Origin of the sequence: Herbiconiux sp. VKM Ac-1786, assembly GCF_015350805.1 — a bacterium.
Lineage (GTDB): Bacteria > Actinomycetota > Actinomycetes > Actinomycetales > Microbacteriaceae > Herbiconiux.
Genome location: NZ_JADKSG010000001.1, coordinates 108918 through 133111, shown reverse-complemented (window position 1 = coordinate 133111; position 24194 = coordinate 108918). Strand labels below are relative to the sequence as shown.

The window sequence follows — 24194 nt, the reverse complement described above, 5'->3', positions numbered from 1 at the left end:
GCGTCGCGGTCGGCAGTGAAGCTTACTTCTGTCGAGCTACCACGACCGAGCGCGCGGCCACGCCCGCCGGACGCCCGGCTGCCTCGTCCGGCGTCGTCGCCGACGGCCCGTGCAGCACCGCGTGCGAATCGAACAGCACGTCCCCGGCGAGCGGCGCCACCTGCGCCACGGTTCCCGCGTCCAGACGCGCGTCGCCGAGGTTCACGATCACGACGATCGACGGCCGCGACAGCACCAGCCACCGCTCGTCCTCGTCGAACTCGACGTTCACGTCGGCGAGGGTCAGCGACGATCCCGCCGGCAGCGTGCGACGGATGGCCGCGAGCCGCCGATAGACCTCGAGCACCCCGGCGTGCGACGGCGAACCGAGCTCGCTCCAGTCGAGCTTCGAGTTCTCGAAGGTCGCCGGGTCCTGCGGGTCGGGCACGATCGCCGGATCCCAGCCGTGCTTCGAGAACTCCTCGATGCGCCCCTTCGCGGTCGCCTCGCCGAGCTCGGGCTCCGGGTGCGAGGTGAAGAACTGCCAGGGCGTCGACGCACCCCACTCCTCACCCATGAACAGCATCGGCGTGAACGGCCCGAGCAGCGTCAGCGCGGCCGCGATGGCGAGCCGGTCGGGCTCGAGCGTGGCAGTGATGCGGTCGCCGATGGCCCGGTTGCCGATCTGGTCGTGGTTCTGCGAGGCCACGACGAGCCGCCACGGCGCGGTGGTGGCGCGGTCGAGCTGCACGCCGTGCTCCTTCTCGCGGAAGCTCGAGTAGGTGCCGTCGTGGAAGAACCCGCGCGTCAGAACCTTCGCGAGCGCCCCCACCGAGTCGAAGTCGGCGTAGTAGCCCGCCGTCTCGCCCGTCAGGTTCACGTGCACCGCGTGGTGGAAGTCGTCGCTCCACTGCCCGTCGAGCCCGTATCCGGTTCCCTGGGCGTCGGTGGCGCGCGGGTCGTCCTCGCGCGGCAGGAACATCACCGGGTCGTTGAGGTCGCTCTCCGCGACCACGAGTCGCTTGACCCCGGTCGATGCCGACAGCGCGTCGGCCTCGGCGGCCAGCTCGGCCAGCAGGTGCGTCGGGCTGTCGTCGACCAGCGCGTGCACCGCATCCAGTCGCAGCCCATCGACGTGGTAGTCGCGCAGCCACATCTGCGCGTTGTCGAGGATGAACCGGCGCACCTCGGCCGAGCCCTCCTGGTCGAGGTTCACCGAGACGCCCCAGGTGTTCTTGTGCGCGTCGCTGAGGTAGGGCCCGAACAGCGGCAGGTAGTTGCCGCTCGGCCCGAGATGGTTGTAGACCACGTCCTGGATCACGGCCAGCCCGGCCGCGTGGCACGCGTCGACGAAGCGGCGGTACGCGTCCGGCCCCCCGTAGCCCTCGTGCACGGTGAACCACGCCACCCCGTCGTAACCCCAGTTGTGGGTGCCGTTGAACCCGTTCACGGGCAGCAGCTCGACGTGGGTGACCCCGATCGAGCGCAGGTGCTCCAGCTTGTCGGGGGCGGCGGCCGCCGCGAGCGTGCCCTCGGGCGTGAACGTCCCGACGTGCAGCTCGTAGATCTCGGCGCTGTCGACGGGCAGACCGGTCCAGTCGCCGTCGTGCCACTCGTACCCCGAGGGGTCGTCGGTGCGCGAGAGCCCGTGCACGCCCTCGGGCTGGCGGCGCGAGCGCGGGTCGGGGTAGGGGCCCTCACCGTCGAGCAGGTAGCCGTAGTCGACCCCGGGCATCCATTCGACCTCGTCGGCCGGGCTCCACCATCCGTCGCCGTCGGCGGTCATCGGATGCTCGGCCCGCCCGTTCCCGTCGGCGAGCACCAGCTCGACCTCCGTGGCGCGGGGCGCCCAGACGCGGTAGTCGTTCTCGGTCATGATTCGATCCTCTGCAGCAGGGCGACGGGGTAGGTGCCGAGCAGCTCGGCCAGCCGCACCGAGCCGTCGCGGTAGAGCCGGCCGGTCAGCGTGTCGGCGTAGCCGTTCCGCGCCTCGGGCAGCTCGAGGGTGGTGTCGTCCCAGCCGCCGTGCCGGGCGAGCCCGATCGGCAGCCGGGTGACGACGGTTATGGCGCCGCCGCGGTCGAAGGCGACCGCGTGGCGGGCGGCCGAGCCGCGCGGCTCGAGCGGCGTGTAGCCCTCGAACAGCTCGGGACGGTCGCGGCGCAGTTTCAGCGCCGACGTGGTGACGAGGAGCTTCACGGCACCGGTGTCGTCGGCGCCCTCCTCGAGCACCGGCGGCTCTCCGGCCTCGATCGCGGCCAGCAGGTCGGAGCGCAGCCCGTAGTCGACCGGGCGTCGGTTGTCGGGGTCGACGAGCGAGAGGTCCCACAGCTCGGAGCCCTGGTACACGTCGGGCATGCCCGTGGTGGTCAGCTGCACGAGCTTCTCGCCGAGCGAGTTCGACCGGCCGGCGCCCTCGACGGCCGCCACCGCGCTCGTCACGAGGCCGGCCGTGATCTCGTCGTCGTAGACGGCGTCGATCGCGGCGGCCATCCGCTTTTCGAACTCCTCGTCCACGTCGAGCCAGGCGGTCGTGTTCCCGGCCTCGCGCGAGGCCTTCGTGGCGTAAGCCTGGGCGCGCTCGCGGCTGATCGGCCACGCCCCGACGATCGCCTGCCAGAGCAGGTTCTCGAGCGGGCCGTCGCCAAGCGGGTGGCGCGAGCGCAGCTTCTCGAGCGTTCCGGCCCAGCCGTCGGGAATCTCGGCGAGCGCCGTGATGCGGGCCCGCACGTCCTCGGAGCGCTTGGTGTCGTGGGTCGAGAGCGTGGTCATCGAGTGCGGCTCGGTCGCGAGCCGGCGCTGCTGCGCCGCGTGGAAGCGCTCGGGGCTCCAGCTGAAGTCGTCGGGGTCGGCGCCCACCTCGGTGAGGCTCGTCAGGCGGGTGAAGCGGTAGAACGCGCAGTCCTCCACGCCCTTCGCCATCACCATGCCCGACGTCTGCTGGAACCGGACGCTCGGGGCGGTGCCCGTGCGGCCGAGCACCTCGGCGACCTCCCGCAGCACGGCGTCGAGGTCGGGGCGGTGGTGCAGTGCGAGCTCGAGCGCCTCGTCGAGGTGCTCGCGACCGGCGGGGAGGTAGGAGCGGTAGACGGGGAAGCAGGCCAGGAGCTCGGCGAGGGCATCCTGGACCACCGTCTTCTCGGTGGGGGTCGGCAGCCCGCCGGCGCGTTCGATGTCGCGGGCCAGGCGGCGAACCTCTGCCTGCAGGATGCCGTCGGCCACGTCGCGCTTGGTGTCGTGGATCATGGCGCGGTAGCGGTCTGCGGCGGCGCCCTCGGCAGTGAACCCGTCGCCGTCGCTCTCGCGCAGGGCGACGTCGAGCCGGTCGAGCCCCGCCTCGCCGTCGGGGTCGACGAACAGGCGGTCGATGCCGGCGAGGGCGTCGTAGCCCGTGGTGCCGGCCGAGGGCCAGGACGGCTCGAGCGGCTCGTCGCCCTCGAGGATCTTCTCGATCAGGATGTACGCGCCGCCGGTCAGCTCGCTGAGCCGCTCGATGTACCCGCCCGGGTCGGCGAGGCCGTCGGGGTGGTCGACCCGCAGCCCGTCGACGAGCCCCTCGCGGAACCAGCGGCCGATCTCGGCGTGCGACTCGTCGAACACCCAGGGCTCCTCGACGCGGATGGCGGCGAGTGTCGACACGGCGAAGAAGCGGCGGTAGTTCAGGTCGGTGCCCTCACGGCGCCAGTTCACCAGTTCGTAGCTCTGACGCTCGTGCACCGTCTGCGCATCCGCCCCGTCGTCGGCCGTGCCGGGAGCGACGGGGTAGCGGTTGTCGTAGTAGGCGAGGATCGTGCGGTCGTCCTCGAGGGTGAGCGCGTCGAGCGAGTCGTCGCCGAGAACGGGCAGCAGCAGGCGTCCGCCGCCGGCCTCCCAGTCGATGTCGAAGGCCTCGGCGTAGCGGCTTTCGCGGCCGTGCTTCAGAAGGTCCCACCACCAGGGGTTCTGCGACGGGGTCGCGACACCGACGTGGTTCGGCACGATGTCGACGAGCACGCCGAGGCCCTCGTCGTGCGCGGCCTGGGAGAGCTCGCGCAGGCCCTCCTCGCCGCCCCGCGACACGTCGATGCGGGAGTGGTCGGTGACGTCGTAGCCGTGCTCGGAGCCGTCCTCGGCCTGGAGGATGGGGGAGAGGTAGACCCAGTCCACCCCGAGGCGCTTCAGGTAGGGCACCTGTCGCGCCGCGTCCTGCAGGGTGAAGTCGGCCGTGAGCTGGAAGCGGTACGTGGAACGGGGGGTGCGCATCCGCTGCCCTCTTTCGTGGTTCGGGGCCCTCCCTAGACCACGGTGGGGGTGATCGGGATGGCCTGCGTCGTCGTGTCGGCCTGGGCTGTCAGCGAGGCGGCGACCGAATGATCGGGCTCCGTCTCGGGCTCCTGATGGACCCGCAGCACCATCATCGATCGTGCCCTGACGTTGACCTGACCGCCAGCGGTGAAGACCTGGGAATCCGCCGCCTCTCCCGCGGTGTCGATCACGGCGTCCCACGACTCGCTGTACTCGGACGAGGGCAGGGTGAACTGCTCGTCCTCGTCGTGGGCGTTGAAGTAGATCAGGAAGTGCACGTCGCTGAGGCGCTGGCCGCGCGGGTCGCGCCCGCGGATGCCCTGCCCGTTCAGGAACAGGCCCACCGAGCGCGAGAGCCCGGAGTCCCAGTCCTCCGGCGACATCTCGACGGCATCCGCGGTCAGCCAGACGATGTCGGGCAGGGGCTCGCCCGCCCCGCGGCGCACCGGGCGGCCGTCGAAGAAGCGGCTGCGCCGGAATGTCGGATGCTCCTTCCGCAGCCGGAGCACGGCGGCGGTGAAGTCGATCAGCGGCTGGTCCTCCTGGTCCCAGTGGATCCAGGTCAGCGGCGAGTCCTGCGCGTAGGTGTTGTTGTTGCCGAGCTGGGTGCGGCCGAGCTCGTCGCCGTGCAGCAGCATCGGTACGCCCTGGCTGAGCAGCAGGGTGGCGATGAAGTTGCGCTGCTGGCGGGCGCGGAGGCCGAGCACCTTCGGGTCGTCGGTCGGGCCCTCGACACCGCTGTTCCAGGAGCGGTTGTGCGATTCGCCGTCGTTGTTGTCCTCGCCGTTGGCGTCGTTGTGCTTCTCGTTGTAGCTGACGAGGTCGCGCAGGGTGAAGCCGTCGTGGGCGGTGACGAAGTTGATCGACGCGACGGGGCGGCGGCCGGAGTGCTCGTAGAGGTCGGCGCTGCCGGTGAAGCGGCTGGCGAACTCGCCCAGGGTGCTGGGCTCGCCCCGCCAGAAGTCGCGCACGGTGTCGCGGTACTTGCCGTTCCACTCCGTCCACTGGGGTGGGAAGTTGCCCACCTGGTAGCCGCCGGGGCCGACGTCCCAGGGCTCGGCGATGAGCTTGACCTGCGAGACCACCGGGTCCTGCTGCACGAGCTCGAAGAAGGTCGACAGTCGGTCGACGTCGTAGAACTCGCGGGCGAGAGCGCTCGCGAGGTCGAAGCGGAAGCCGTCGACGTGCATCTCGGTCACCCAGTAGCGCAGCGAGTCCATGATCAGCTGCAGCGAGTGCGGGTGGCGCACGTTCAGGGTGTTGCCGGTGCCCGTGTAGTCCATGTAGTAGCGCAGGTCGTCCTCGACCAGGCGGTAGTAGGCACCGTTGTCGATGCCGCGGAACGACAGCGTCGGGCCCAGGTGGTTGCCCTCGGCGGTGTGGTTGTAGACCACGTCGAGGATGACCTCGATGCCGGCCGCGTGCAGCGACTTCACCATGCCCTTGAACTCCTGCACCTGCTGACCGCGGTCGCCCGTGGAGGAGTAGGAGTTGTGCGGCGCGAAGAAGCCGATCGTGTTGTAGCCCCAGTAGTTGCTGAGGCCCTTGTCGAGCAGCACGCTGTCGTTCACGAACTGGTGCACGGGCATCAGCTCGATCGCGGTCACGCCGAGCTTCTTCAGGTGCTCGATGATCGCCGGATGCGCGACCGCCGCATAGGTGCCCCGCTGCTCTTCGGGGATGGCCGGGTGCAGCTCGGTGAGACCCTTCACGTGGGCCTCGTAGATCACCGATTCGCTGTACGGGATGCCGAGCTTGCGGTCGCCCGACCAGTCGAAGAAGGGGTTGATCACGACGCCGAGCGTCATGTGCGGGGCGCTGTCCTCGTCGTTGATCGAGTCGGGGTCGCCGAAGGTGTACGAGAAGAGGGACTGGTCCCAGTCGATCTCGCCCGACGTCGCCTTGGCGTAGGGGTCGAGGAGCAGCTTGTTCGGGTTGCAGCGCTGGCCGGTCTTCGGGTCGTACTCGCCGTGCACGCGGTAGCCGTAGCGCTGGCCGGGCTGCACCTGGGGCAGGTAGGCGTGCCAGACGTAGGCGTCGACCTCGAACAGCTCGACCCGGGTCTCGGTGCCGGCGTCGTCGAAGAGGCACAGCTCGACGCGCTCGGCCGCTTCGCTGAACAGGGCGAAGTTCGTTCCGCTGCCGTCGTAGGTGGCTCCGAGCGGGTAGGCGGATCCTGGCCAGGACTGCATCTGGTCTCCTCATGGGTGGTGATCGTGGTGACGTCGTGCGGGGTCGGCCCTTACCGTACCGGGTTCTCGGCGTGGCTCCACATCGCTGGGCCCCCTGCTGGCTCTGTACCCGCGCTCGCCTGCGCGGTAGCGTTGGCGCATGGCCGACCTCGTGGAATCCCTGACCGACTCCCTCAAGAAGCTGGGCATCGACGCCGCCTACGGCGCCCCCGTCGAGATCGACGGCTCGACGATCGTTCCCGTCGCGCTCGCCTGGTCGGGCTTCGGCGGCGGCACGGGCAACGCCTCCTCGCCCGGCACCGTCACCGAGCGCATCGCCGCGGGCGACGCCGGCGGCGAGGGCTTCGGCGGCGGCGGCGCGACGATCCCGATCGGCGCCTACGTCGCGTCGAACGGCACCGCGGTCTTCCAGCCGAACGTGGTGGCGCTCGCCGCGGTCGCGATCCCCCTCGTCTGGACCACGGGCCACGCCCTGGCCCGCATCATCCGCGCCCTCAAGAAGTAGCCCGCCCCGCCGCCCGCCGACTTGCCACTTTCCGCCCTAAAACGGCGGTTTTAGGGCGGAATTCGGCAACTCGATCGCGCTGCGGCCGATGGCCGCGCGCACGAGGGTTACCGCTTCGGCCGCTCCGTGCCGCATCTGGGGGCTGCGGATGCGGACGACCGTCCAGCCGAGGTCGTGGAGCGTGTCGATCCGCCGGATGTCGAGGTCGTACTGACGCCGGTCGGTGCGGTGCTGGTCGCCGTCGTACTCCACGACCACCCGCGCCTCGCGGTACAGCATGTCGACGCGCGCCACGAAGCGGCCGGATGCGCGGCGGAGCTCCGGGTTCAGCTCCGGTTCGGGTAAGCCCGACATCACGAGCGCCACCCGCAGCCGTGACTCCTGCGGCGAGTCCGAGCCCTCGCGGACGAAGGCCGCCGCCCTCCGTGCGGCCCGGGCACCGCGCCCCACCGTCCGGTCGGCCCGCCGGCGGAGCTCGTCGCAACCACGCCGTGACGGGGTCGATCAGGCCCCAGAGCCGTGCCGCCGTGACGTGCGAGAACACCTCGTCCGCTCGGAGCCTCGAGGAGTAGGCCCGGCATCGGGTCTGCAGATCGAGGGGGGTGGAGAGCGGGAGGCGGGTCGAAGGGAATGGTGCGGTGAGGTCGCGGCCGCGCATCCGCTTCTCGCCGAGGCCGGCCGAGCGGCCTTCGCCGACGCCGAACGGGCCACGACCGAGGTGCGGCGGAAGTGCGACTCGTCGAGGCATGACCGGGAGTCTGGCGGACGGAGGTGGCCCGGAGAGGGTTATCCACAGCGCTGGGGCGGGTGCCTATACTGGTGGCACACGGGAGTCCGGTGAGCCGGGCTGAGAGGAAGGTTCTCAACCTTCGACCGTCGAACCTGATCTGGATCATGCCAGCGCAGGGAGGCATCTCGAGGTGCGTCGGCTCCAGCCGTTCGCCCGACCCGTGCCCCTTCCACCGAATGAAAGGGCACGATCAGTGCATTCCACCATCAGCAAGCCCGCGGCCGCCGCCGCGACCCGCCCCCGCCCGACGCTGAAGTGGCGGGTGGTCGACATCGTCATCGCCAGCGTCATCGGCGTCGCCGCCGGACTCATCTTCTGGGTCTGGAACCTCACCTACTCGCCCTTCAGCGCCGGCCTCGAAGCCGTGCTCCCGGGCCTCCAGTCGGCCATCGGCGGCGTGTGGCTGTTCGCCGGCGTGCTCGGCGGGCTGATCATCCGGAAGCCCGGCGCCGCCATCTACACCGAGCTCGTCGCGGCCACCGTGTCGGCGCTCGTCGGAACCCAGTGGGGCGTGCTCACCCTCGAGGCCGGCCTCGTGCAGGGCCTCGGCGCCGAGCTCGTGTTCGCGCTGTTCCTCTACGGCAACTACCGCGCCTACGTCGCCGTGCTCGCGGGCGCGGGTGCAGGGCTCGCCATGGGCATCAACGACATCGTGCTCTGGTACCCGGCCCTCGGCGGCGACTTCAAGACGATCTACGTGATCGCCGCCGTCGTCGGCGCCTCGATCGTGGCGGGGCTGCTGTCGTGGCTGATCGTGCGGGCGCTCGCGTCCACGGGGGCGCTCAATCGGTTCGCGGCCGGCCGCGAGGTGACGGCGCGAGAGGCGTCGGCCCGGGCGTGACGCGGGTGACTCGGGTGGCGCGCGGCGAGGGTTCGGGGCCGCTGGGTGCGGTTCCGGATGCTCGTGCCGAGCCGTCCGGGCCGGCCGGCGTGGCACCCGCCGCCGCTGCGCGGGGCACCACTCCCGCCGCCGCCGCTGGCGCCGAGCTGCGGGCCGAGGGGCCCGCCGCTGGCGCCGAGCTGCGGGCCGAGGGGTGGGGCTGGCGCCACGCCGGACGCGCGGAGTGGGCCGTCCGCGGCCTCGATCTCACGATCGCGCCGGGGGAGCGAGTGCTGCTGCTCGGCGCGTCCGGGGCGGGCAAATCGACGCTCGTGCACGCCTTCGCGGGCGTGCTCGGCGGATCCGACGAGGGCGAGCAGGAGGGCTCCCTCACCGTGGGTGGCCGCCTCCCCGCCGACTCCCGCGGGCTCACCGGACTCGTGCTGCAGGATCCCGACTCCCAGGTGGCCCTCGCCCGCATCGGCGACGACATCGCCTTCGGCTGCGAGAACCTCGGCGTTCCGCGCGACGAGATCTGGCGACGCGTCGACGAGGCCATGGAGGCCGTCGGCCTCGACCTCCCGCTCGACCGCCCGACCTCGGCGCTCTCGGGCGGGCAGAAGCAGCGCGTCGCGCTCGCCGGCGTGCTCGCGATGCGCCCCGAGGTCGTGCTGCTCGACGAGCCGACGGCGAACCTCGACCCGGCCGGCGTCGCCGAGGTGCGGGACGCGGTCGCCGCCGTCGTGCGCTCCTCGAACTCCACCTTCGTCGTGATCGAGCACCGCGTCGACGTCTGGCTCGACGTCGTCGACCGCGTCATCGTCCTGGACCCCGGCGGCGGCGTGCTCGCCGACGGCGACCCGGCGACGGTGCTCCGCGAGCGCGGCGCCGAGCTCGCCCGCGGCGGCGTCTGGGTGCCGGGCTTCGACCCGCTCCAGGGGCGACCGGCGCGGCAGGCTGCTGCTGCTCCTGCTCCTGCTGCTGCGACGGATGCTCGGCCCACCCTGCTCGCGACGGCCGACCTCGCGGTCGGCCGCACCCCGGCAGCCGTCGCCGCCCGCGGCCTCGACCTCGACGTCGCCCGCGCCTCGGCCCTCGCGCTGACCGGCCCGAACGGAGCCGGCAAGTCGACACTCGCGCTCACGATCGCGGGCCTGCTCGAACCCCTGGGCGGGACGCTCCGCGCCCGGCCCGCCCTCACCGGCGACCCCGTCCCGGCCGCCGCCGAAGCCGTCCCGCCCGCCGCCGACTCCGACGTGCCGGTCGCCGAAGGCCCGCGGGCGAGGGCGGACGAGCGACGGCACCGCCGCGAGGTGCGGCGTGCGCGCCGGAGAGGGGGGACGCACGGGCGGGCGCTCGGCGAGCATCCGTTCGCCTGGCCCTCGCGGGAGCTGCTGACCCGCATCGGCACGGTGTTCCAGGACCCGGAGCACCAGTTCGTCACCGGCACCGTGCGCGGCGAGCTGGAGGTGGCGCTGAGGGCCCTGCGGCTCGACGCCGCCGAGATCGACGCGCGGGTGACCGAGGTCGCCGGCCGGCTGCGCCTCGACGGGCTGCTCACCGCGAACCCCTACACGCTCTCGGGCGGCGAGAAGCGGCGGCTCTCGGTGGCCTCCGTGCTGGTCGCGCGGCCCGCGGTTCTCGTGCTCGACGAGCCGACCTTCGGACAGGATTCCCGCACCTGGGCCGAGCTCGTGCGCCTGCTCGGCGAGCAGCTCGACCGGGGCACCGCGGTGGTCGCGGTCACCCACGATCGCGCCTTCATCGAGGCCCTCGCCGACCGCGAGCTCGAGGTCAGGCCGGCCGAGGGGAGCGGAGCATGAGCGTGCTGACCCCGGTGCGCGGCAGCGGACGCATCTACGCCGTGAACCCGGTGGCGAAGCTGGCGGCGTCGCTGCTGCTGAGCCTGTTCCTCCTGGTGACCGTCGACTGGGTGTCGGCCCTCGTCGCGCTGGTGCTCGAGAGCGTGCTGTTCGTCTGGGCCGGGCTCGGGGCGCGCGCGTTCTTCCGGCGCACGGCCGCGATCTGGATCGCTGCACCGCTGGCCGGCGTCACCACTGTGCTCTACGGGCTGCCGTCGGGGGTGGCGTACTTCGAGTTCGGGCTGATCCACGTCACGGAGGGCTCGGTTCAGCTCGCGCTCGCCTCGGCGCTGCGCATCCTCGCGATCGGACTGCCGGCGGTCGTGCTGTTCGCGACCATCGACCCGACCGATCTGGCCGACGGGCTCGCCCAGGTCGTGAAGCTGCCGAGCCGGTTCGTGCTCGGGGCGCTGGCGGCGCTGCGGCTCGTGGGGCTCTTCCTCGACGACTGGCGCCAGCTCGAGCTCGCCCGGCGGGCCCGCGGCATCGGCGACACCGGCCGCCTGCGCCGCTTCCTCAACCAGGCGTTCGCGCTGCTCGTGCTGTCGCTCCGGCGCGGCAGCAAGCTCGCGACCGCGATGGAGGCCCGCGGCTTCGGCGGCAGCACGGTGCGCACCTGGGCCCGGCCGTCGCGGTTCGGGGCGGGCGACTGGATGCTCGTGCTGATCGGCCTCGCGATCGGCGCCGTGGCGCTCGGCACCTCGATCGCCACAGGTTCCGTCAACTTCGTGCTCGGGTGAGGGGCGCGCGGTGACGGTGATCCTGATCGACGGTCCGAGCGGCTCGGGCAAGACGGCCCTGGCCGAGCGGATGCGCGCCGGCTGGGTCGGCGGCGACCACCCGACCGTGGTGCATCTCGACGACATCTACCCCGGGTGGGACGGGCTCGAGGCCGCGAGCGCGCAGCTGGTCACCGAGCTGCTGGAGCCGCTGCGCGCCGGACGGCCAGCAGGGTGGCGGCGCTGGGACTGGGCGGCGGACACGGCGGCGGAGTGGCACGGGGTCGACCCCGCGCATCCGCTCATCGTCGAGGGCTGCGGGGCGATGAGCCGCCGGGCCGTCGCGCTGGCCGACCTGTGCGTGTGGGTCGAGGCCGACGAGGTGGAGCGGAAGCGCCGGGCGCTGGAGCGCGACGGCGAGCTGTACGCCCGGGAGTGGGAGCGGTGGGACGCGCAGTGGCGCGCGTTCGTGGCGCGGGCGCAGCCGCGCGCGGCGGCGACGTTCGTCGTGCCGACCTGAGTCGCGCGATCGGATGCGTGGGCGCGGTGGCGTTCACCACTGCCCGTGCCACCCACGTGCGCCGGTTCAGCCGAAGCGGGACGCGATGAAGGCCTCGATCACCGGGACGGGGTGGGTGAGGCGCCAGATGGGCCCCGGGTCGCCGATGCGGCCGTCGAGCTGCAACAGCACGTTCAGCGGGCCGTCGGGTGTGGTGACCGTGACGCTGCCGATCTGCTCGCCCTTCGAGCCCGTGCTGAGCGGCTTCGCGTCGACGTCGTACTCGAGCGGCGAGGTGGCCCACAGCATGCGGCTCTCGGTGCCCATGGCGACGCCGTTCGCGCTCTCGCCCCAGGCCGTGCTGTAGGTGACGAAGCTCTGCCCCTCGGTGACGACCGGGGTGGCGCGCACGGTGCTCGCCGCGGTCTCGGTGAGGGTGCTGAGGTCGGCGTCGAGGGTCTCCCAGTCGGGCTCGCGCAGGAACGCGCCGTACAGCCGCACCGATCCCTCGGCCCCGGCGGGGGTGACGTCGAGCGCGAAGAGCACGCAGACGCCCGCCTCGTCGGTGTAGCTGCGGGAGAGCATCGTGTAGCCCTCGTCGGCCGCGTAGGCGGCCAGGTTCTCGACCGAGCGGTTGCCGTTGACGGTGACGCTCTCGCTCGCCATGATCTCGGCGAGGGCCGGCTCGGCGCCCGCGAGCGCCGCGATCTGAGCGAGGTCGGATGCGCTGCCCACGTCGCCCTCGGCGAGCCCGGTCGCGTCGACGAGCTGCACGCTCGCGAACCCCTTCGCGGTCAGCCACGCCTCCGCGGCCTCGAGGTAGCCGTCCATCGAGCCGAAGGCCCAGCGGGCGAGGGCGTCGGCGTGGTTGTTGCTCGAACCGAGGAGCATGGCCTCGAGCATCTGGCGCTGGCTCCACTGCTCGCCCGTGATGAACGAGATGGCGCGAGCGCGCTCGCTGAGGTACTGCACGTAGGAGGCGTAGTCGTCGGCCGAGATGGTGACCTGCTCGCCGGCGGCGCCCGCGGCCAGCGGCTTGGCGTCGAGCACGACGAGGGCCGTGATGATCTTGGCCGTACCGCCGATCGGCACCGCCTCGGCGATGCCGCCCGAGGCGAGCACGCCCTGGGCCTTCTCGGCGACGATGGCGCTCGCGCCCGTCTGCGGCACCGTCGGCGCCCCGGTGGTGCCCGACTCGGCGCCGGAGTCGGCGACGGACGCGGTCGCGGCGGGCAGCGGACCGACGAGCGTCGCCGGGCCGTAGACGCCGACCGCGAGGATGACGAACACGCCGACGACGATCACGACGGCGCGGAGGGCCTTGCGCGCGGGGGATGCTGCTGCCATGGCACCAGGCTAGGGGCGACCGCCGACAGCGCGGGGGAGGGACGCGGGCGGGCGGGTCACGATGTGCTGTGAAGTGGGGACGGCGGCTGCGGCTGCGGAGGCTGCGGCTGCTGCGGCGGCGGCGGCGACTGCGGTCGCGGCGGGCTCGGCCCGCTCAGCCCCAGCCGAGCTCGTGCAGCTTGGCGTCGTCGATGCCGTAGTAGTGGGCGATCTCGTGCACGAGGGTGACGTGCACCTGGTCGCGGAGCTCCTCGACGTCCTCGCAGATCGCCAGCAGCGGCTCGCGGTAGAGCGTGATGCGGTCGGGCATCTCGCCGAAGCCGTACTGGCCGCGCTCGGTGACCGCGACGCCGTCGTAGAGCCCGAGCAGGTCGAGGCTGCCGTCCTCGGGCCGGTCGTCGACCACGAAGACCACGTTGTCGAGCCCGTCGAGCATGTCGTCGGGCAGCTGGTCGAGTTCGTCGCCCACGAGGGCCTCGAAGTCGTCGGCGGTCATCTCGAGCATCCGGAACCCCGTTCGTGTGCGGGAACCGGCGGATCGGCCGGTGACCTGGTGAGACGACGATGGCCCGGCGTGAACCGGGCCATCGTGGCGGCTGTCAGCCGCCGGTGGGGTGAATAACGGGACTCGAACCCGCGACATCCGGCACCACAAGCCAGCGCTCTACCAACTGAGCTATATCCACCATGTACCCCGTGATCGAGATCGTTGGGGCAACGACAAAGAAGTCTATTACATTCTGGAGCCGAAGTCGCGCACCACGTCGGCGGAGATGGTCTTGAGCTCGACGGAGGAGGGGCCGGGCTCCTGGATGAAGACCGCCTTGCGGTAGTACTCGAGCTCGCGGATGGACTCCAGGATGTCGGCCAGCGCGCGGTGCCCGCCGGCCTTCTCGGGCGCGTTGAAGTACACGCGGGGGAACCAGCGGCGGGCCAGCTCCTTGATCGAGGAGACGTCGATGCTGCGGTAGTGCAGGTGCCCGTCGACCCGCGGCATGAACTTCGCGAGGAACATGCGGTCGGTGCCGATGGTGTTGCCCGCGAGTGGCGCCGACTGGGCGCCCGGGACGTACTTCAAGATGTACTCGAGCACCTGGTACTCGGCATCGGCGAGGCTGACACCGTGCGGGATCTCGTCGGCGAGACCGCTCGTGGCGTGCATGTTCGTGACGAAGTCGTTCATGTGCTCGAGCGCGGAGTCGTCGGGCTTGATGACGATGCTGAAGCCCGGGTCGACGAGGTTCAGGTCGAAGTCGGTGACGACCACCGCGACCTCGACCAGCTCGTCGACCTCGAGGTCGAGCCCCGTCATCTCGCAGTCGATCCACACGAGACGGTCTGAGGAAGAACTCATGCTCCGAGTCTAGGGCCGGGGGCAGACACCGGGCCTCGGGAGGGATCCTCCTAGACTCGACAGGGTGACCACCGCACTCGCCGTCCTGCTGTTCGTGAACGCCGCCTTCAACGTGATCGTGTGGCCGCAGTTCTACAAGCGGGTGAGCCGCGACGCGCGGGCCCGCGATGCCGCCGGCAAGCCGACGACGTTCCTGATCGTGCACGCGGTGCTGATCGCGATCGCGCTGGTGATCGCCGTGGTGTCGGTGATCGCGGGGATCGCGGCACTCGCCGGGGCCTGATGCGGCTGCGCGCCGGCGCCTGATGCGGCTGCGCCTCGGCGCCCGGAATGGTGTGCCCCTGGCTGGATTCGAACCAGCGACAAACGGATTAGAAGGCCGGTGCTCTATCCACTGAGCTACAGGGGCGACCCGAAAAGCGTACTACCTCCGGTGGGCCGCCCCCGGGCGCGTCAGTCGGCGGAGCCGGCGCGCGGCGGGAACGCGTGCACCGGCGGCGGCACGTCACCGGTGCTGCGGGCGTCTCCCGGGTCGACGGTGTTCTCGAGGGTTCCGAGCGGGGAGGAGGAGCCGTGCGGCCCGGCGGCGATCGGCTTGCGGGGGGCGACGCCGCGCGTGCCGGTGCCCGAGGCGACCTGCTGCACGATCGGGCGCGGCTCATGCGTCGGCGCGAGCGGCGACGAGGGCATGATCGGCGTGGCCTGCGTCGGCACGTCGGTGTAGTCGGGTCGAGCGGATGCCGTGGGCGCCGCGTTCGCCGTCGCGGAACGCTGCTCGGGCCGGCCCTGCGCCCCGTCGGGGCGGGCGAACTGCTCGTGCTGCTGCTGGGCGACCCACTCGTCCTGCTTCGAGGCGAGCTCGGACTCCTTCGTGGAGTCAGCTGCGGCCCAGCGCTCGAGGTCGGCCTGGAACAGGCGCTTGGAGCGGGCGGGACGCTGCTGCCACTCGATCAGCCGGTCGCGGAACTCGATCACGGCGGGCTCGATGCGGTAGCCGAAGGTGGCGGACTCGCGCTTCATCTCGGCGAGGCAGTGGGCGGCCCAGTTGGCCGCCACGTCGGAGCCCTTGATGGGCAGCAGGCGCACCTGGATGTCGGCCTGGCCGCTCGCGCGGTCGGACAGGATCTGCTCCTGCGGGGTGAGCGAGTTCCAGACCGAGGCCTGCTCGGCCGCGTCGATGAGCGCGGCGATGGCGGAGATCTTCAGCTCGCGGTCGTGCTTCGCGAGCAGGCGCTTCACCGAGGAGTGCGCGATCCAGGCGGCGAGGAGGCCGGCCACGATGATCGCGGCGGCCGGGAGCACCAGATTCGAGACGACGTATTCACCATCGGCGGACGAGAACCACCGGACGAGACCATTCCACCATTCCATGAGCGGCACGATACCCGCGGCTCAGCCGCACGCCGGGGCGACGAGCCGGTGTCGCCCGGATCGGCCGGATCGGACGTCGTCGGCTGCCGGGATGTCGGCAGTACGTGCATCCGCCCCCCTGCTCAGCGGAGGCATTCGACGGCCTCGGCGCGCTGCCAGAACTCGCCCACGTCGCCGACGCGGCCGGAGGAGTAGAGCCGGCGGGCGCGGAAGCGCGGCCCCTGCGGGTCGGCCACCTCTTCGACGTAGCCGAGCACGATGCCGGAGCCGGCGGTGACCCGCCAGTAGCCGTCGCGCACGCGGTGCACGGCGGGAGCGGTGAGCGTTTCGATCGACATGACTGCACGCTACGGGCAGCCACCGACATCGGTCGCGGCGGCGCCGGCCGCGCCCGGCCGTAGAATTCAGACATGGAAACTTTCGTTGTCGCTGGAGGCTGCTTCTGGTGCCTCGACGCCGTCTACCGCACCCTCGAGGGCGTTCAGGACGTGGTGTCGGGCTACACGGGCGGCACCGTCCCGAACCCGAGCTACGAGGAGGTCTGCACCGGCACCACGGGGCAGGCCGAGGCCGTGGCCGTCACCTTCGACCCGGCGGTCATCCCGGCCGAGGTCATCCTCGACGTCTTCTTCACGCTGCACGACCCGCGGCAGCTGAACCGCCAGGGCAACGACGTCGGCACCCAGTACCGCTCCGCCATGTTCTACGACGGCGAGGAGCAGAAGGCGCAGTTCGAGGCGGCGCTCGAGCGCGCGTCCGAGCTGTGGGACGGCGGGATCGTCACCACCCTCGAGCCGCTCGGCGAGTACTACCGGGCCGAGGAGTACCACCAGGACTTCTTCGCCAAGAACCCCGGCCAGGGCTACTGCATGGCCGTCGCGGTGCCGAAGGTGAACAAGGTGCGCAAGGCGTACGCGAAGTACATCAAGGCGGCGTAGCCACTTCTCCTGCACTTCCTGCTCCGGCCGGGGCCCTGTCCACAGATGGGGTCCCGGCCGTTCGTCGTGGAGCCCGCCGCCGCAGACTCGGCTCACGGATCACCGTCACCGGGATCACCCACGACGGCACGACAGAAGGAGCACGACATGACCGACACCATGACCCTCACCGGAGTCGTCGCGACGGTGCCGCGGCACATCACCACGAACGCCGGTCTCGACATCACCAGCTTCCGGCTCGCCTCGAGTCAGCGGCGGTTCGACCGCGACCGGCAGAAGTGGGTCGAGACCGACACCAACTGGTACACGGTCACGGGCTTCCGGCAGCTGGCGCAGAACATGGCCGCGTCGATCGAGCAGGGGCAGCGCATCGTCGTGTCGGGGCGGGTGCGCATCCGGCCGTGGGAGAACGCGGAGCGCTCGGGCACCACCATCGAGATCGAGGCCGACGCGCTCGGGCACGACCTCGGCTGGGGCACGGCGGTCTGGGCGCGGGTCGCGCCGGCCGGTGCGGGGGTGGGCTCCAGCTCAGGGTCGGGGTCGGGGTTGGGCTCCGGCTCCGGCGGTGACGGCGCGAGCGATACGTGGGCGCACGACACGCTCGCGGCGGGGCTCGAGCCGGCGGGTGGCCTCCGCGATCCGCAGCAGGGCCAGGGGGTTCCGGATGCGCGTGAGCCCGCCCTGGCGTCAGCGGCACCCGGCGGCTCCGCCGACGCCGACCTCCCGTTCTGACCGCGCCCGCGGGCGACGCCGTCCGCCGGCGATGCCGTCCGCCGGCGATGCCGCCCGCCGGCGATGCAGCCCGCGGGCGACGCCGTCCGCTGCGATCGGCGGCCCGCGGCGGCGGGCGTCGAGGCGACCTGGCCGCTGGGCGTACACGGGTGTGGCGCGCCGGGCTCGGTGGCGGCGGCGGAGCGCGGGTGGTCTCCCAGGCGCGCCTGGTCGGGAGCGCATACACTCGTGTCGGTCTCACGGGCCGGGGCGGGATGGTGCCGTGATCGAGAGGATTGTGGGAGCGATGCAGACGAGACGCGTCGGAGTGCCGACCCGGAGCGCGGGCGCGCCGCAGCAGGCGAGCGCGGCTACGCAGCCCGCCGCGGTCGCGGGTGCACTGCCCGCCGCGAGCGCGGCTGCGCTGCCCGGCTCAAGCGCGGGCGTGCTGACCGGCGTGAGCGCGGGTGTGCTGCCCGGCTCACGCGCGGGCGTGCTGACAGGCGTGAGTGCGGGTGCGCTGACCGGCGCGGGCGTGGGTGTGCTGCCCGCCCCGGGTGCGAGTGCGCCGCGGGTGCCGGGTGCGGGTGCGCCGCGGGTGCGCGGCGCGCGGCGGTGGGCCGCCGCGGTGGTGGTGCCGATGGCGTTGGTGGGGCTGCTGAGCGCGTGCACGCCCGAGACCGAGACGGCCGCGCCGTCGGCGAGCGCGGCGCCGTCCGCGAGCGCGGCTCCGAGCGAGACCGCCGCCGCGCCGGCCGCGCTGAACCCCGAGGGGTCGGCGGCCGACAACAAGGCGTTCTTCGACCAGGTGAACCAGGCGCTCGTGGCGGGCAACCCGGCCGCCGGGGGAGTGGAGTTCACCAGCAACCTCCGCACGAACGGCTTCGACATCGCCGCGATGCAGGTCACGCCCGACATCACGACGGTGGGGGTCGCAGCCGACTCGATCCAGTTCTCGGTGCTCTGGAAGAACGAGTGCCTGATCGGGCAGTACGGCCACGGCGCCTACACGAGCACCGTCGCGCCGGTGCTCGGCACGGGCCAGTGCCTGATCGGTCAGACCCGCGCAATAGACTGGTAAGCATGGCCGAATACATTTACTCGATGGTGCGCGCCCGCAAAGCGGTGGGCGACAAGCTGATCCTCGACGACGTCACGATGGCATTCCTGCCCGGGGCGAAGATCGGCGTGGTGGGCCCGAACGGCGCCGGTAAGTCGACCATCCTCAAGATCATGGCGGGGCTCGACACCCCCTCGAACGGTGAGGCCAAGCTGACGCCGGGCTTCAGCGTGGGCATCCTGATGCAGGAGCCCGAGCTCGACGAGACGAAGACCGTGCTCGAGAACGTGCAGGAGGGCGTCGGCCCGATCAAGGGCAAGATCGACCGCTTCAACGAGATCAGCGCGCTGATGGCCGAGCCCGACGCCGACTTCGACGCGCTGCTGGAGGAGATGGGCACCCTGCAGGAGGCCATCGACGCCGCCGACGCGTGGGACCTCGACTCCCAGCTCGAGCAGGCGATGGACGCCCTGCGCACCCCGCCCGCCGACTCGCCGGTCGCCAACCTCTCCGGTGGTGAGAAGCGCCGCGTCGCGCTCTGCAAGCTGCTGCTGCAGAAGCCCGACCTGCTGCTGCTCGACGAGCCCACCAACCACCTCGACGCCGAGAGCGTGCTCTGGCTCGAGCAGCACCTGAAGCAGTACCACGGCGCCGTGCTCGCCGTCACCCACGACCGGTACTTCCTCGACCACGTCGCCGAGTGGATCGCCGAGGTCGACCGCGGTCGCCTCTACCCCTACGAGGGCAACTACTCGACCTACCTCGAGAAGAAGCGCGAGCGCCTCGAGGTGCAGGGCAAGAAGGACGCGAAGCTCGCCAAGCGCCTCGGCGAGGAGCTCGACTGGGTTCGCAGCAACGCCAAGGGCCGCCAGGCGAAGTCGAAGGCGCGTCTCGCCCGCTACGAGGAGATGGTCACCGAGGCCGAGCGCACCAGGAAGCTCGACTTCGAGGAGATCCAGATCCCGGTGGGCCCGCGACTGGGTGCCCAGGTGATCGAGGCCAAGAAGCTCCGCAAGGGCTACGGCGACCGCGTGCTGATCGACGACCTGTCGTTCACGCTGCCACGCAACGGCATCGTCGGCGTGATCGGCCCGAACGGTGTCGGAAAGTCGACCCTGTTCAAGACGATCGTCGGCTTCGAGCCGCTCGACGGCGGAGACCTGAAGATCGGCGAGACCGTCGACATCTCCTACGTCGACCAGAGCCGGGGCGGCATCGACCCGAACAAGACGCTGTTCGAGGTCGTGTCCGACGGGCTGGACTACATCCAGGTCGGCAAGACCGAGGTGCCGGCGCGCGCCTACGTCTCGACCTTCGGCTTCAAGGGCCCCGACCAGCAGAAGAAGGCCGGGGTGCTGTCCGGTGGTGAGCGCAACCGCCTGAACCTGGCGCTCACCCTCAAGCAGGGCGGCAACCTGCTGCTGCTCGACGAGCCCACCAACGACCTCGACGTCGAGACCCTGTCGAGCCTCGAGAACGCGCTGCTCGAGTTCCCCGGCTGCGCGGTGGTCATCACGCACGACCGGTGGTTCCTCGACCGCATCGCGACGCACATCCTCGCCTACGAGGGCACCGAGGACGACCCGGCGAACTGGTACTGGTTCGAGGGCAACTTCGAGGCCTACGAGGAGAACAAGATCGAGCGCCTCGGCGCCGAGGCTGCGAAGCCGAGCCGCACCACGTACCGCAAGCTCACCCGCGACTAGGCGAGCGATGCGGCTGCACGTCCCGATCCAGCTGCGCTGGAGCGACCTCGACGCGTACGGGCACGTCAACAACGCGTCGATGCTGAAGATCCTCGAGGAGGCGCGCGTCTTCGCGTTCTGGGTCGACGGCGACATCGCTGACCCGGAGCAGGCGCAGTGGTCGACGGCGGTGATCGACGCGGGGCCGCGGGCCGACACGAAGAGCGTGATCTCGCGGCAGGAGATCGAGTACGTGACGTCGATGCCGTACATCCGGCAGCCGATCGACGTCGAGCTGTGGATCGGGCACCTCGGCGGGGCGAGCCTCGACGTCTACTACGAGGTGAAGAGCCCGCTCGGCGTCGAACCGCGGGTCACCTACGTTAAGGCGTCGACGACCCTGGTGCTCGTCGACGCGGCGACCGACCGTCCGCGGCGCATGCACCCGCACGAGCGCACCGCGTGGGAGCCCTACCTCGACGAGCCCCTCACCTTCCGCCGCCGCACCTGACCCGTCCGGTGGATGGGAGCTCAAGGGCTCGCCCGCGTGGTACGAGAACCGGCACGATTCCGCCGGCTTCCCCGCGAGGCGGCGAGGCCAGGCGGGCGGCGGCCGCGCGGGTCAGTCCTTGACGCGGACCATGCCCTCCTGCGCCACGGACGCGATGAGGCGGCCGCCGAGGTCGTAGATGCGCCCGAGCGCGAGCCCCCGCCCGCCGCTCGCGCTCGGCGAGCTCTGCGTGTAGAGCAGCCACTCGTCGGCCCGTGCGAACCGGTGCCACCACATCGCGTGGTCGAGGCTCGCCATCTTCAGGTCGGGCCGCGCCCACGAGACGCCGTGCCGGCGCATCACGGGCTCGAGGATCGTGTAGTCGCTGGCGTAGACGAGCGCCGCGCGATGCAGGTCGGGGTCGTCGGGCAGGGCGCCGAGCGAGCGGATCCACACGGCCTGCCGCGCCTCCCGCTCGCCCTCCACGCTGAAGTAGATCGGGTTCGGCACGTGCCGCATGTCGAACGCCCGCTCCCGCGCCCAGGTGCGCGCGACCGGATGGTCGACCGCCGAGAGCACCTCGACCGCGCTCGGCAGCTCGTCGGGCCCGGGCAGGTCGGTGGGCATCTCGATCTGGTGCTCGAGCCCCGAGTCGGCCGTCTGGAACGACAGGATGGCCGAGAGGATCGGCACCCCGTTCTGGTAGGCCTGCGCCCGGCGGGTGGTGAACGAGCGGCCGTCGTGGATGCGGTCGACCGCGAAGGTGATGTCGGCCGACGCGTCGCCCGGTCGCAGGAAGTAGCCGTGCAGCGAGTGCACCGCCCGGTCGTCGTCGACCGTGCGGGTGGCGGCGATCAGCGCCTGCGCCAGCACCTGGCCGCCGAAGACGCGCCCGTTCGGCATCGACTGCGAGGGGCCGGTGAAGATGTCCTCGGTCGTGCGGGCGCCGGTGTCGACCAGGTCGAGGGTGGTGAGGAAGCCCGCTAGCGCGTCTGACACGATCTCTCCCGGTGGTTCAGGTGGGTGCGAACGCGACCGGGATGCGTGCGCATCCGTCGCTGTGAAGTAGTTTAGACAGCACAGATGGTCCAGTCCTTCACGCTCATCGACGCCGCGTCGCTCGGCGATCTCAAGGTGTACCTCGGCCGCGCCGCCCGGGTCGAGCCCGGTTCCGCGCGCCTGCTCGGCAGTCTCGGCGTGCTCGCCGTGTACACGCCGACCCTCACGCCGAAGGGGCTGCTCGACCGGGCGCCGACCGTGCTCGGCCTCCGCACCTTCGCACTGAACAGCCCGGAGCCGTTCGACACCGTCGTGCCGATCCGCTCACTGCTGGATCGTCTCGCGCAGCTCTCGGTAATGAGCAACGCGGCCGAGGGTCCGCTCGAGGTGCCGCTGCCCCCGGGGGAGCAGGGCGTGGCGTGGGCCGGCATCAGTCCGCCGCGCGGCGGCTGGGAGGCGGCCGGCGCGGTGCCGGGCGAGGTCCTCGAAGAGGCCACCCGTGCGGGCGTCGCCGAGGTGGCCGCCGCCGTGCCCGACAACACGGGCGAGCAGCTCGTGCACAAGGTGCGCTCCGAGGTGTGGGGCCGAGACCTCGACGTGCTGCCCGAGCTCGAGCCGCGCATCCCGGCCGGTGCCGCGTTCAGCGCCGTGAGCCTCGGCTTCGTCAGGCCGGATGACGCCGTGTCGGTCTACCGCTCCGGTTCCTGGCTGCGCCTCACGACCCGCCGCGGTCACGTCCTCGTGCGCCGCTGACACCAGCCGCGCCCGGCACGAAGCACCCGGCACGATGCGTCCGGCACGAAGCGCCCGACGCGAGACGAGACGCCGACAGACGCTTCACACCGCCCCCGCCGCCGACCGCCCCGCGGCCCGCCCCGAGAACAGGCAGCCCCCGAGGAACGTCCCCTCCAGCGCCCGATACCCGTGCATCCCGCCGCCGCCGAACCCGCTCGCCTCGCCCGCCGCGTACAGCCCGGCCACCGGTGCCCCCGACTCGGACAGCGCCCGCCCCTGCAGATCGGTCTGGATGCCCCCGAGGCTCTTCCGCGTCAGCACGTGCAGCTTCACCGCGATCAGCGGCCCCGCCGCCGGGTCGAGCAGCCGGTGCGGCTTCGCCACCCGGATCAGCTTGTCGCCGAGGTAGTGCCGGGCGCCCCGCACGGCGGTGAGCTGCGCGTCCTTCGTGAACACGTTGTCGACCTCGCGGTCCCGGGCGATGATCTCCCGGGTGACCTGCGCCGGGTCGAGCGGCGCCGTCGTGATCCGCGCCATCCCGTGCAGCAGCTCGGGCAGCGTCGACGCCACCACGAAGTCGGCGCCCTTCTCCTTGAACGCCTCGACGGGCCCGGGGGCTCCGGGGCGCACGCGCTGCGCGAGCAGCTTCAGGTCGCGCCCGGTCAGGTCGGGGTTCTGCTCACTGCCCGAGAGCGCGAACTCCTTCTCGATGATCGACTGGGTCAGCACGAACCAGCTGTGGTCGTACCCGGTCGTCAGGAGGTGCTCGAGCGTTCCGAGCGTGTCGAACCCCGGGAACAGCGGCACCGGCAGCCGCTTCCCGGTGGCGTCCAGCCAGAGCGACGACGGACCGGGGAGGATGCGGATGCCGTGCCGCTGCCAGACCGGCGAGTGGTTCTCGATGCCCTCGGTGTAGTGCCACATGCGGTCGCCGTTGACGAGGCGGGCTCCGGCCGAGGCGGTGATGCCGAGCATCCGCCCGTCGACGTGGGCCGGCACCCCCGACAGCATCGTCGCGGGAGCCGCCCCCAGCCGTCGCGGCCACTGCTGCCGCACCAGCTCGTGGTTGCCGCCGATGCCGCCGCTCGCCACGATCACGGCCCCGGCCGAGACCTCGAACGTGCCCACGACCTCGCGTGAACTCTCCTCGCCCCGGCCCACCGCACTCGCCGCGAGCACCGACCCTCGGGCGCCCACGACACGAAGAGCGGATGCGCGTTCCGCCCCGTCCCCGGCCGTGACGAGCTCATCGACCCGATGCCGGTGCAGCACCCGCGCGCGCCCCTGGGCCACGCCCCGCCGGAATCGCGCCACGAACGGCTCGAGCACCCCCGGCCCGGTGCCCCAGGTGATGTGGAACCGCGGCACCGAGTTGCCGTGCCCGTTCGCCGTGTAGCCGCCCCGCTCGGCCCAGCCGACCACGGGGAAGAAGCGCACGCCGAGCGAGTTCAGCCAGGCCCGCTTCTCGCCGGCCGCGAACTGCAGGTACGCCTCCGCCCACCGCCGGCCCCACTCGTCCTCGGGGCGGTCGAAGCCGGCCGAGCCGAGCCAGTCCTGGCGGGCGAGCTCGAGCGAGTCGCGCACGCGCATCCGTCGCTGCTCGGGGCTGTCGACGAGGAAGATGCCGCCGAACGACCACCAGGCCTGCCCGCCGAACGACGACGCGGGCTCCTGCTCGAGCACGGTCACGTGCTTGCCGGCCTCGAGCACCTCGCAGGCGGCGACGAGCCCGGCGAGCCCGGCCCCCACGACGATCACGTCGGTCGAGGAGGTCGACGAGGTCGACGACGTCGGGGCGGTCGGGACGGTCGGGACGGTCGACGGATCCGGTTCCACGGGCAACTCCTTCGTCGC

Annotated in this window: 23 protein-coding genes, 2 tRNA genes and 1 riboswitch; of the genes, 12 read left to right on the top strand and 13 right to left on the bottom strand. The window is 71.9% G+C overall.

Translation table 11 applies throughout. The features are described 5' to 3' along the window. Positions 1-22: 22 nt before the first annotated feature. The 3 genes from treZ to glgX are packed head-to-tail and all read right to left on the bottom strand — an operon-like array spanning position 23 to position 6455. Positions 23-1855: a malto-oligosyltrehalose trehalohydrolase gene (gene treZ, locus ITJ64_RS00655; RefSeq protein WP_194678855.1), complete on the bottom strand. Its 1833-nt coding sequence runs from the start codon at positions 1853-1855 to the stop codon at positions 23-25. After that, complete coding sequence (gene treY, locus ITJ64_RS00650) at positions 1852-4221, bottom strand: malto-oligosyltrehalose synthase (protein ID WP_194678854.1); 2370 nt, start codon at positions 4219-4221, stop codon at positions 1852-1854. Before treY ends, treZ begins: the two co-directional genes overlap by 4 nt. Before the next feature lie 32 nt (positions 4222-4253). Next, positions 4254-6455 (bottom strand): glycogen debranching protein GlgX, encoded by a 2202-nt coding sequence (gene glgX / locus ITJ64_RS00645; protein ID WP_194678853.1) that lies wholly within the window; start codon positions 6453-6455, stop codon positions 4254-4256. Between the two features lie 139 nt (positions 6456-6594). Between glgX and ITJ64_RS00640 the strand changes: the two genes are divergently transcribed. Then, complete coding sequence (locus ITJ64_RS00640; RefSeq protein ID WP_173183783.1) at positions 6595-6960, top strand: hypothetical protein; 366 nt, start codon at positions 6595-6597, stop codon at positions 6958-6960. 36 nt (positions 6961-6996) lie between these two features. On the opposite strand, the gene ITJ64_RS00635 is transcribed toward ITJ64_RS00640, so the two are convergent. Then, positions 6997-7326 carry a DUF559 domain-containing protein gene (locus tag ITJ64_RS00635; RefSeq protein ID WP_194678852.1) on the bottom strand — a complete coding sequence of 110 codons (330 nt, stop codon included), beginning with the start codon at positions 7324-7326 and terminating at the stop codon, positions 6997-6999. Positions 7327-7777: 451 nt separating this feature from the next. Then, a riboswitch (TPP riboswitch) is annotated at positions 7778-7884 on the top strand. Positions 7885-7943: 59 nt separating this feature from the next. Here ITJ64_RS00635 and ITJ64_RS00630 point away from each other — a divergent pair. The 4 genes from ITJ64_RS00630 (at position 7944) to ITJ64_RS00615 (ending at position 11671) form a co-directional block, all read left to right on the top strand. Continuing rightward, positions 7944-8591 carry an ECF transporter S component gene (locus tag ITJ64_RS00630; protein ID WP_370544976.1) on the top strand — a complete coding sequence of 216 codons (648 nt, stop codon included), beginning with the start codon at positions 7944-7946 and terminating at the stop codon, positions 8589-8591. A 179-nt stretch (positions 8592-8770) separates the two neighbouring features. Then, positions 8771-10393, top strand: coding sequence for an ABC transporter ATP-binding protein (locus tag ITJ64_RS00625; protein ID WP_228507839.1), 1623 nt, complete (start codon positions 8771-8773; stop codon positions 10391-10393). Further along, positions 10390-11172: an energy-coupling factor transporter transmembrane protein EcfT gene (locus tag ITJ64_RS00620; RefSeq protein ID WP_194678851.1), complete on the top strand. Its 783-nt coding sequence runs from the start codon at positions 10390-10392 to the stop codon at positions 11170-11172. The genes ITJ64_RS00625 and ITJ64_RS00620 overlap by 4 nt, the downstream gene beginning before the upstream one ends. A gap of 10 nt (positions 11173-11182) precedes the next feature. Next, positions 11183-11671 (top strand): ATP-binding protein, encoded by a 489-nt coding sequence (locus tag ITJ64_RS00615; RefSeq protein ID WP_194678850.1) that lies wholly within the window; start codon positions 11183-11185, stop codon positions 11669-11671. A 66-nt stretch (positions 11672-11737) separates the two neighbouring features. Here the strand turns inward: ITJ64_RS00615 and ITJ64_RS00610 are convergent, their stop codons facing one another. The 4 genes from ITJ64_RS00610 to orn all read right to left on the bottom strand — a co-directional run bounded on the left by ITJ64_RS00610 (position 11738) and on the right by orn (position 14351). Then, the gene (locus ITJ64_RS00610; protein ID WP_194678849.1) at positions 11738-12997 is read right to left on the bottom strand and encodes a D-alanyl-D-alanine carboxypeptidase family protein; all 1260 of its coding nucleotides are present in this window, start codon (positions 12995-12997) and stop codon (positions 11738-11740) included. Between the two features lie 154 nt (positions 12998-13151). After that, complete coding sequence (locus ITJ64_RS00605; protein ID WP_194678848.1) at positions 13152-13502, bottom strand: metallopeptidase family protein; 351 nt, start codon at positions 13500-13502, stop codon at positions 13152-13154. A gap of 105 nt (positions 13503-13607) precedes the next feature. After that, a tRNA-His gene (locus tag ITJ64_RS00600) sits at positions 13608-13683 on the bottom strand. A gap of 47 nt (positions 13684-13730) precedes the next feature. Further along, the gene (gene orn, locus ITJ64_RS00595) at positions 13731-14351 is read right to left on the bottom strand and encodes an oligoribonuclease (RefSeq protein ID WP_194678847.1); all 621 of its coding nucleotides are present in this window, start codon (positions 14349-14351) and stop codon (positions 13731-13733) included. 64 nt (positions 14352-14415) lie between these two features. Between orn and ITJ64_RS00590 the strand changes: the two genes are divergently transcribed. Continuing rightward, positions 14416-14634, top strand: coding sequence for an SCO4848 family membrane protein (locus tag ITJ64_RS00590; protein WP_173183790.1), 219 nt, complete (start codon positions 14416-14418; stop codon positions 14632-14634). 53 nt (positions 14635-14687) lie between these two features. On the opposite strand, the gene ITJ64_RS00585 is transcribed toward ITJ64_RS00590, so the two are convergent. From ITJ64_RS00585 to ITJ64_RS00575, 3 genes are all read right to left on the bottom strand, one after another. Then, positions 14688-14760: transfer RNA gene (locus ITJ64_RS00585), tRNA-Arg, on the bottom strand. 44 nt (positions 14761-14804) lie between these two features. Beyond that, positions 14805-15722: a hypothetical protein gene (locus tag ITJ64_RS00580; RefSeq protein WP_194678846.1), complete on the bottom strand. Its 918-nt coding sequence runs from the start codon at positions 15720-15722 to the stop codon at positions 14805-14807. A gap of 122 nt (positions 15723-15844) precedes the next feature. Next, the gene (locus ITJ64_RS00575; RefSeq protein WP_194678845.1) at positions 15845-16060 is read right to left on the bottom strand and encodes a hypothetical protein; all 216 of its coding nucleotides are present in this window, start codon (positions 16058-16060) and stop codon (positions 15845-15847) included. A gap of 72 nt (positions 16061-16132) precedes the next feature. Between ITJ64_RS00575 and msrA the strand changes: the two genes are divergently transcribed. The 5 genes from msrA to ITJ64_RS00550 all read left to right on the top strand — a co-directional run bounded on the left by msrA (position 16133) and on the right by ITJ64_RS00550 (position 20627). After that, positions 16133-16660 carry a peptide-methionine (S)-S-oxide reductase MsrA gene (gene msrA / locus ITJ64_RS00570; RefSeq protein WP_194678844.1) on the top strand — a complete coding sequence of 176 codons (528 nt, stop codon included), beginning with the start codon at positions 16133-16135 and terminating at the stop codon, positions 16658-16660. Positions 16661-16807: 147 nt separating this feature from the next. Next, positions 16808-17392 (top strand): single-stranded DNA-binding protein, encoded by a 585-nt coding sequence (locus tag ITJ64_RS00565; RefSeq protein ID WP_194678843.1) that lies wholly within the window; start codon positions 16808-16810, stop codon positions 17390-17392. Between the two features lie 286 nt (positions 17393-17678). After that, the gene (locus tag ITJ64_RS18720; RefSeq protein WP_228507604.1) at positions 17679-18452 is read left to right on the top strand and encodes a hypothetical protein; all 774 of its coding nucleotides are present in this window, start codon (positions 17679-17681) and stop codon (positions 18450-18452) included. Positions 18453-18454: 2 nt separating this feature from the next. Then, the gene (ettA, locus tag ITJ64_RS00555; RefSeq protein ID WP_194678842.1) at positions 18455-20137 is read left to right on the top strand and encodes an energy-dependent translational throttle protein EttA; all 1683 of its coding nucleotides are present in this window, start codon (positions 18455-18457) and stop codon (positions 20135-20137) included. Between the two features lie 7 nt (positions 20138-20144). Continuing rightward, complete coding sequence (locus ITJ64_RS00550; protein ID WP_194678841.1) at positions 20145-20627, top strand: thioesterase family protein; 483 nt, start codon at positions 20145-20147, stop codon at positions 20625-20627. 111 nt (positions 20628-20738) lie between these two features. On the opposite strand, the gene ITJ64_RS00545 is transcribed toward ITJ64_RS00550, so the two are convergent. Next, positions 20739-21605, bottom strand: a complete 867-nt coding sequence (locus tag ITJ64_RS00545; protein WP_370544975.1) for an acyl-CoA thioesterase — start codon at positions 21603-21605, stop codon at positions 20739-20741. A gap of 84 nt (positions 21606-21689) precedes the next feature. Between ITJ64_RS00545 and ITJ64_RS00540 the strand changes: the two genes are divergently transcribed. Next, positions 21690-22358, top strand: a complete 669-nt coding sequence (locus ITJ64_RS00540) for a hypothetical protein (protein ID WP_194678840.1) — start codon at positions 21690-21692, stop codon at positions 22356-22358. Between the two features lie 84 nt (positions 22359-22442). Here the strand turns inward: ITJ64_RS00540 and ITJ64_RS00535 are convergent, their stop codons facing one another. Beyond that, positions 22443-24098, bottom strand: a complete 1656-nt coding sequence (locus ITJ64_RS00535) for an FAD-binding dehydrogenase (RefSeq protein ID WP_370545140.1) — start codon at positions 24096-24098, stop codon at positions 22443-22445. Positions 24099-24194 lie beyond the last annotated feature (96 nt).

Coding starts and splice junctions, on each gene's coding strand:
- treZ (WP_194678855.1), bottom strand. CDS start 1,855: ATGACCGAGAACGACTACCGCGTCTGGGCGCCCCGCGCCACGGAGGTC.
- treY (WP_194678854.1), bottom strand. CDS start 4,221: ATGCGCACCCCCCGTTCCACGTACCGCTTCCAGCTCACGGCCGACTTC.
- glgX (WP_194678853.1), bottom strand. CDS start 6,455: ATGCAGTCCTGGCCAGGATCCGCCTACCCGCTCGGAGCCACCTACGAC.
- ITJ64_RS00640 (WP_173183783.1), top strand. CDS start 6,595: ATGGCCGACCTCGTGGAATCCCTGACCGACTCCCTCAAGAAGCTGGGC.
- ITJ64_RS00620 (WP_194678851.1), top strand. CDS start 10,390: ATGAGCGTGCTGACCCCGGTGCGCGGCAGCGGACGCATCTACGCCGTG.
- ITJ64_RS00610 (WP_194678849.1), bottom strand. CDS start 12,997: ATGGCAGCAGCATCCCCCGCGCGCAAGGCCCTCCGCGCCGTCGTGATC.
- ITJ64_RS00605 (WP_194678848.1), bottom strand. CDS start 13,502: ATGCTCGAGATGACCGCCGACGACTTCGAGGCCCTCGTGGGCGACGAA.
- orn (WP_194678847.1), bottom strand. CDS start 14,351: ATGAGTTCTTCCTCAGACCGTCTCGTGTGGATCGACTGCGAGATGACG.
- ITJ64_RS00580 (WP_194678846.1), bottom strand. CDS start 15,722: ATGGAATGGTGGAATGGTCTCGTCCGGTGGTTCTCGTCCGCCGATGGT.
- ITJ64_RS00575 (WP_194678845.1), bottom strand. CDS start 16,060: ATGTCGATCGAAACGCTCACCGCTCCCGCCGTGCACCGCGTGCGCGAC.
- msrA (WP_194678844.1), top strand. CDS start 16,133: ATGGAAACTTTCGTTGTCGCTGGAGGCTGCTTCTGGTGCCTCGACGCC.
- ITJ64_RS00565 (WP_194678843.1), top strand. CDS start 16,808: ATGACCGACACCATGACCCTCACCGGAGTCGTCGCGACGGTGCCGCGG.
- ITJ64_RS18720 (WP_228507604.1), top strand. CDS start 17,679: ATGCAGACGAGACGCGTCGGAGTGCCGACCCGGAGCGCGGGCGCGCCG.
- ettA (WP_194678842.1), top strand. CDS start 18,455: ATGGCCGAATACATTTACTCGATGGTGCGCGCCCGCAAAGCGGTGGGC.
- ITJ64_RS00550 (WP_194678841.1), top strand. CDS start 20,145: ATGCGGCTGCACGTCCCGATCCAGCTGCGCTGGAGCGACCTCGACGCG.
- ITJ64_RS00540 (WP_194678840.1), top strand. CDS start 21,690: ATGGTCCAGTCCTTCACGCTCATCGACGCCGCGTCGCTCGGCGATCTC.